Raw genomic sequence first — 6,681 nt, 5'->3', positions numbered from 1 at the left:
GAGCGGCCGGGGATCACCGGCCCGCATATCGGCTGCGAGACCAGCCATTGCGGCGCCTGCACCGTCGATATGGACGGGAAATCGGTCAAGGCCTGCACGATCTTCGCCGCGCAGGCGCAGGGGGCCGAGATCACCACCATCAAGGGGATCGGCACGCCCGACAGCCTGCATGTGCTGCAGGAGATGTTCCGCGAGCATCACGGGCTGCAATGCGGGTTCCGTACGCCGGGGATGATTACCCGTGCCTCGCGGCTGTTGCAGGAGAATCCGACGCCCACCGAGGAGGAGGTGCGCTTCGGCATGGCCGGGAACCTCTGCCGTTGCACCGGCTGTCAGAACATCGTCAAGGCTGTGCTGGCCGCCGCCCATGAGTTGAACAGCGTCAAGGAGGCCGCGGAATGAAGGACCTTCCCGACAGCGCGGAACGCCGCGCGAACATCAAGGGGCTGGGCTGCGCCCGCAAGCGCGTCGCGGATGCGCGCTTCACGCAGGGCAAGGGCAATTATGTCGACGACATCAAGCTGCCCGGCATGCTGCTCGGCGATTTCGTCCGCTCGCCCTATGCCCATGCCCGCGTGAACTCCATCGACGCTTCGGCCGCGCTGGCGCTGCCGGGCGTCGTGGCGGTGCTGACCGCGAAGGATCTGGAGCCGCCGAGCCTGCACTGGATGCCGACGCTCGCGGGCGACAAGCAGATGGTGCTGGCCGATGGCAAGGTGCTGTTCCAGGGCCAGGAGGTGGCCTTTGTCATCGCCACCGACCGCTACATCGCCGCCGACGCGGTAGAGCTGGTCGAGGTGGATTACGATGACCCGCCGGTCGTCGTCGATCCGTTCAAGGCCGAGGCCTCCGACGCATCGGTGCTGCGCGAGGAGCTGGCGGGCGTGACCGAGGGCGCGCATGGCCCGCGGCGGCATCACAACCATATCTTCACCCGGGAACAGGGCGATGCGGCTGGCGCGATGGCGGCCATCGACGGGTCGGACGTGATCGCCGATGAGACGATCTGTTACCACCGCACCCATCCCTGCCCGCTGGAAACCTGCGGCTGTGTGGCGTCGATGGACAAGGTCAACGGCAAGCCCACCGTCCACGGCACCTTCCAGGCGCCGCATGTGGTGCGCACGGTCGCCTCGCTGCTGTCGGGGATCGACGAGCACAATATCCGCGTGGTCAGCCCCGATATCGGCGGCGGCTTCGGCAACAAGGTGGGGGGTCTATCCCGGCTATGTCTGCTCCATCGTCGCGACCATCGTCACCGGCAAGCCGGTGAAATGGGTCGAGGACCGGATGGAGAACCTGATGGCCACGGCCTTTGCCCGCGACTACTGGATGAAGGGGCGGATCGGGGCCACGAAGGACGGGCGGATCACGGGCCTTCATGCCCATGTTGCCGCGGATCATGGCGCGTTCGATGCCTGCGCGGACCCGACCAAGTTTCCCGCCGGTTTCTTCCACATCTGCACCGGCAGCTATGACATTCCCGTGGCCTATTGCGCGGTCGATGGCGTCTATACCAACAAGGCGCCAGGCGGCGTGGCCTATCGCTGTTCGTTCCGGGGGACGGAGGCGGCCTATTTCATCGAGCGGATGATCGAGATCCTCGCGATCAAGCTGGGGATGGATGCGGCCGAGTTGCGCCGCATCAACTTCATCAGGGCGGAGCAGTTCCCCTATACCTCGGCGCTGGGCCGGGAATACGACACGGGCGATTATCACACCGCCTGGGACAAGGCGCTGAAGGCGGTGGATTACCAGGGCCTGCGCCGCGAACAGGCCGACCGGGTCGAGGCGTTCCGGCGGACAAGATCACCATCGAGGAGGGCGACACCGACACCGCGCCCTGTGGTCCGGGCATCTACGGCTCGCGCTCGCCCCACGTCGCGGGGGCGGCGACTGCCATGGCGGGGCGCAAGATCCGCGCCAAGGCGCAGATGATCGCGGCCTGGCTGCTGGAGGTGCATGACAACGATCTGGAATGGGACGTGGACCGTTTGGTGGTCAGGGGCGCGCCCGAGCGATTCAAGACCATGGCCGAGATCGCCCATGCCGCCTACAACCCGGCGATCCCGGGGGGCGAGCCGGGTTGGAGGCGGTCAGCCATTACGACCCGCCCAACATGACCTACCCCTTCGGCGCCTATATCTGCGTGATGGAGATCGACACGGATACCGGCGAGCACGAAATCCGCCAGTTCTGCGCGCTGGACGATTGCGGCACGCGGATCAACCCGATGATCATCGAAGGGCAGGTCCATGGCGGGCTGACCGAGGCGCTGGCGATCGCCATGGGACAGGAGATTGCCTATGACGACATGGGCAATGTGCGGACCGGCACGCTGATGGAGTTCTTCCTGCCGACCGCGTGGGAGACGCCCAATTACCAGACCGACTGGACCGAAACCCCCAGCCCGCACCATCCGATCGGGGCCAAGGGCGTGGGCGAAAGGCCGAATGTCGGGGGCGTTCCCGCGTTTTCCAATGCCGTCCACGACGCCTTCCGCGTCTTCGGCCTGACCCAGACCCATATGCCGCATGACAATTGGCGGATCTGGCGGACGGCGCGCGATCCGGGACTGCACGGATGAGGCGGGCGGTTCTTCTGGCGGCCGTGCTTGCCGCCGCCCCGGCGCTGGCGCAGCACGCCCATCACCAGCATGGCGCGGCCGGGGGAGACAGCCCCTCGACCGCCGCCTATCGCGCGGCGAATGACCGGATGCATGCGCAGATGGAGATCCCCTTTACGGGGGATGCCGATATCGACTTCGTCCGGGGCATGATCCCCCACCACCGGGGCACCATCGACATGGCGCGCGTGGTGCTGGAATTCGGCGAGAACCCCGAGATCCGGGTGTTGGCCGAGGGGATCATCGCCGCGCAGGAGGAAGAGATCGCGCAGATGCGCGCCTGGCTGGAAAAGAACGCGGGCCATTGACCGGCGGGGCCGCGGCGTTGCAGGCGCAGCTTTCCGGGGCGGGCTATGTCGCCTCGGACGAATTGGCCATGGCGCTTTACCTTGCGCCGGAACTGGAACGGCCGCTGCTGCTGGAGGGTGCGGCCGGGGTCGGCAAGACCGAGGTGGCCAAGATCTGCCGGCGCTGAAATCGGCGCCGCTGATCCGGCTGCAATGCTATGAGGGGCTTGAGCCGCGGCTGGCGGCGCAGATCGTGGGCTTCGTGCAGGCGCTCAGGCGCGAGGATCTGGACAAGGTGCCGGACGCGGCCGAGACGCTGGATTTCGCCGCGGCCGTTTCGGGGCTGGGGGTGGCGGACCTGACCGACGATCCGGGGACGCTTCAGGCGGCCCTGGTCACGCTGCTGAAGACGCAGGCCGACCGGGCGCGGGTGCCGAGCGAGGTGGCGCAGCCGCTGGCGAGGGATGGCTGGTGGGTGCGCGCGTCGCGCGGCTGGAGCGCACCGATCTGCGCGATCTGGTCAGCCCCGAGGATATCGCGGAGGCCGAGGCCACCGCGCGGCGCATCGCGCAGGCGATCCGCGACCGCCGTGCGCGCCGGCTCAGGGCCGACCGGCGGGGGGCGCGGCTGGATCTGCGCCGCATCGCGCGCCTCGGTCGCGACGGGGGGCGAGCCGCTGCGGCTGTTCCGCCGCGCCCGGCCCGACCGGCCCGCCAATATCGTTGCGCTGTGCGACGTGTGGGGCTTGATGACGGTCTGTGCCCGCGTTTTCCTGTCCTTCCTCAAGGGGCTGATCGGCGCAATTCCCGGGGCCGACGCCTACCTCTTTCACACCCGCCTCGTGCGAATCACCGACGCGCTGCGCGATCCCGACCCGTTGCGCGCGATCAACCGGCTGAGCCTGATGGCGCAGGGCTTCGGCGGGGGGACGCGGATCGGCGGGGCGTTGGCGGCGTTCAACCGGGGCCATGCCAGGGCGCGGGTCAATGGGCGGTCGGTCGCGATCGTGCTGTCGGACGGCTATGACACCGATCCGCCGGGGATGATCGGCGCGGAACTCGCGCGGCTGAGGAAGCGCGGCTGCCGGATCGTCTGGCTGAACCCGCTGCTGTGCTGGCAGGGCTAGGAACCGGTCGCGCGCGGGATGGCGGCCGCCCTGCCCCGTCTGGACCATTTCGCGGCGGCCAACACGCTTGCGGCGCTGGCCGCGCTGGAACCGGAGCTTGCGCGGCTATGAAACCGATGAGACAGGACGACATCCTTGACCGCATCGCCGACCTGAAACGCGCAGGGACCGCCTTTGCGGTGGCGACCGTGGTGCGCACGGTACGCGCCACCGCGGCCAAGGCGGGCGCCAAGGCGGTGAACCTGCCCGACGGCACCGTGCAGGCCGGCTGGATCGGCGGCGGCTGTGCGCGGGGCGCGGTGATCCGGGCCGCCCGCGAGGCGCTGGCCGACGGCGCGCCGCGGCTGATCTCGGTCCAGCCCGAGGCGGCGCTGGCGCAAGGCGGTCTGGCCCCGGGCGAGACACGCGACGGCATCTGCTTTGCCCGCAACATGTGCCCGAGCCAAGGCATAATGGACATCTTCATCCAGGCCGTCATGCCCGCGCCCGATTGCGTGATCTGCGGCGCCTCGCCGGTGGCGGTCGCGCTGGTTGACCTGGCGGCGCGCGTGGGTTTTTCGGTCACCGCCTGCGCGCCCGCGGGGCTGGATCTGGGCGCCATCACGCCCGAGGAAATCGCGCTCTCGATCCTGGCCGAGATGATGGCCCTGCGCCGGGCGGGCCAGCGCGGGGGCTGAGGGGGATCAGGCGGTTTCGGCCAGACCTCCGATCAGGCAGAGATGCGCGACGATCTCTTCCACGCCCTGGCCATGGCGCAACGCGGCGAAGATGAACCGCTCCGGCCCCCGCATCCGTTTCGCGTCACGCCCCATCACCGCAAGATCGGCGCCGACATGGGGGCGAGGTCGGTCTTGTTGATGACGGGCAGGTCGGATTTGGTGATCGCCGGGCCGCCCTTGCGGGGGATCTCCTCGCCCGCGGCGACGTCGATCGCATGGACGGTCGGATCGGCCCGTTCCGGGCTGAAGGTGGCCGACAGGTTGTCGCCGCCCGGCTCGATCAGGATCACCTCAAGATCGGGGAAGCGGGCGGTCGGATCCGCGATGGCGGCGAGGTTGATCGAGGCATCCTCGCGGATCGCGGTATGGGGACAGCCGCCGGTTTCCACGCCCCTGATGCGTTCGGCGGGCAGCACCTGCATGCGCGTCAGCGCCTCGGCATCCGGGACCGCGCCGGAAGCGACGGCCGCTTCAAGCCCGTGGCTGCGGGCGAAGGCCCCGACCGAAGAGGCCGGGGACAGCCATTGCGCCAGTTTCAGGACTTGCGCGTCAGGGGGCATGGGCGTGGTTCCGAGCGTGGCCGTGGTCGTGATCGTGGCTGTGGGAATGGCCATCCGCGTGACCATGGGTCCGGCCATGGCCATAGGCGCCGCCTTCGGGCAGGAAGGGTTCCTCGACCTCGGTGATCTCGGCGCCGAGGCATCCCAGCATGTCGCGGATGACATGGTCGCGCTGGATCACGAGGCGGCCGGGGTCGATCTGGCAGGCGGTGTGGCGGTTGCCGACATGCCAGGCGATGCGCACAAGATCAGGGCCGGTCACTTCGTAAAGAGGTTCGCCGGCCGCGCGGATCTTGACCGTCAGCCCGTCCTCCAGCACCAGCACGTCGCCCTCGTTCAGCAAGGTGATCCTGGCCAGATCGACGAGGAAGGCCAGACCCCCGTCGCTGACCAGCCGCCAGCGCCGGAGGAATCTCTGGTCACAGGTCAGCGTCACGCAATCATCGGCCCGCCCGTCCACATTCAGGCGCCTCGCAGGCCACGGGCAGGGCGCTCATGGCAGGGTTCCGGCCCGAATGGGGCTCAGGAAAAGATGTCGCGGAAGACGTGGTCGGGGATCCCCTCGCGCGTGATGCCGAGCCGGGCAAGCTGGGCGTCGGTGCAGGCGTTGAGATTGTGGATCTCGCGCATCCGCGCGCGGCGTAGGGTATAGGCGTTGAAGCCCTGCCCCAGCCCCGCGAAGAACAGGTCTAGCCGTTCGGACATGCCCGCGGGCACATATTTCACCGTCATGAAAGGCGTCGCCATCGGAAACCTCATCGTATGTCACAAGAAGTTTCCCTCCCTTGATGGTCAACATAGGGTTCACGGGGCGCCCCGCCCCCTGCCGACTGGACATTCCCGCCATCGCCATGCTGCGTCGCAGCAATTTTGTGCGTCTGTTCCATTTTTCCCTCAGAACAGGAAGTAACGCTGCGTCATCGGCAGCACCTGGGCGGGCAGGCAGGTCAGCAATTCACCATCGGCCCGCACCTCGTAGGTTTCAGGGTTCACCTCGATCTGCGGGGTGGCGTCGTTCAGGATCGGGTCGCGCTTGCCGATGGTGCGGGTGTTCCTGACCGCGAGCGTCTGCGTAGCGAGCTCCAGTTTCCCGCCCACGCCCTCGGCCTGGGCGGCCTCGGACACGAAGATGACGGCGGAATTTTCCAGCAACCGGCCATAGGCACCGAACATGGGCCGGGTATAGACCGGCTGCGGCGTCGGGATCGAGGCGTTCGGATCGCCCATCTGCGCGCAGACGATGGTGCCGCCGATCAGCACCATTTCCGGTTTCACCCCGAAGAAGGCGGGGTTCCACAGCACCAGATCGGCGCGCTTGCCCACCTCGATCGAGCGGATCTCATGCGCGATGCCATGCGCGATG

At 68.2% G+C, this 6,681-nt stretch carries 7 protein-coding genes and 3 pseudogenes; 6 read left to right on the top strand and 4 right to left on the bottom strand.

The genetic code is table 11. From position 1 onward, the window contains the following. From ENN83_RS05180 to ENN83_RS05155, 6 genes and pseudogenes are all read left to right on the top strand, one after another. Positions 1 to 402 (top strand): (2Fe-2S)-binding protein (locus ENN83_RS05180; RefSeq protein ID WP_287184841.1); only part of this gene is annotated, 402 nt, incomplete at its 5' end. Continuing rightward, positions 399 to 2,587: pseudogene (locus tag ENN83_RS05175) on the top strand (molybdopterin cofactor-binding domain-containing protein). The gene ENN83_RS05180 and the pseudogene ENN83_RS05175, both read left to right, overlap by 4 nt. Continuing rightward, positions 2,584 to 2,934 carry a CopM family metallochaperone gene (copM, locus tag ENN83_RS05170; RefSeq protein ID WP_287184839.1) on the top strand — a complete coding sequence of 117 codons (351 nt, stop codon included), beginning with the start codon at positions 2,584 to 2,586 and terminating at the stop codon, positions 2,932 to 2,934. Before ENN83_RS05175 ends, copM begins: the two are co-directional and overlap by 4 nt. 68 nt (positions 2,935 to 3,002) lie before the next feature. Continuing rightward, positions 3,003 to 3,373, top strand: a pseudogene (locus ENN83_RS05165) (hypothetical protein); the annotation flags it as partial. Next, positions 3,356 to 4,039 carry a VWA domain-containing protein gene (locus ENN83_RS05160; protein ID WP_349760098.1) on the top strand — a complete coding sequence of 228 codons (684 nt, stop codon included), beginning with the start codon at positions 3,356 to 3,358 and terminating at the stop codon, positions 4,037 to 4,039. The pseudogene ENN83_RS05165 and the gene ENN83_RS05160, both read left to right, overlap by 18 nt. 116 nt (positions 4,040 to 4,155) lie before the next feature. Further along, the gene (locus ENN83_RS05155) at positions 4,156 to 4,716 is read left to right on the top strand and encodes an XdhC family protein (RefSeq protein ID WP_287184837.1); all 561 of its coding nucleotides are present in this window, start codon (positions 4,156 to 4,158) and stop codon (positions 4,714 to 4,716) included. A gap of 6 nt (positions 4,717 to 4,722) precedes the next feature. Here ENN83_RS05155 and ureG read toward each other — a convergent pair. The 4 genes and pseudogenes from ureG to ENN83_RS05135 form a co-directional block, all read right to left on the bottom strand. After that, a pseudogene (ureG, locus tag ENN83_RS05150) lies at positions 4,723 to 5,402 on the bottom strand (urease accessory protein UreG). Beyond that, positions 5,308 to 5,778 (bottom strand): urease accessory protein UreE, encoded by a 471-nt coding sequence (locus ENN83_RS05145; RefSeq protein ID WP_287184834.1) that lies wholly within the window; start codon positions 5,776 to 5,778, stop codon positions 5,308 to 5,310. The pseudogene ureG and the gene ENN83_RS05145 overlap by 95 nt, the downstream one beginning before the upstream one ends. Before the next feature lie 62 nt (positions 5,779 to 5,840). Continuing rightward, on the bottom strand, positions 5,841 to 6,065 hold the full coding sequence (locus tag ENN83_RS05140) for a hypothetical protein (protein WP_287184832.1): 225 nt from the start codon (positions 6,063 to 6,065) through the stop codon (positions 5,841 to 5,843). 147 nt (positions 6,066 to 6,212) lie between these two features. After that, positions 6,213 to 6,681: amidohydrolase family protein (locus ENN83_RS05135; protein ID WP_287184829.1), on the bottom strand; the 469-nt coding region annotated here is incomplete at its 5' end.

This window comes from Rhodovulum sp., from assembly GCF_011048875.1.
GTDB classification, from domain to species: Bacteria; Pseudomonadota; Alphaproteobacteria; order Rhodobacterales; family Rhodobacteraceae; genus Rhodovulum; species Rhodovulum tesquicola.
This window is presented reverse-complemented; position numbering and strand designations above follow the sequence as displayed.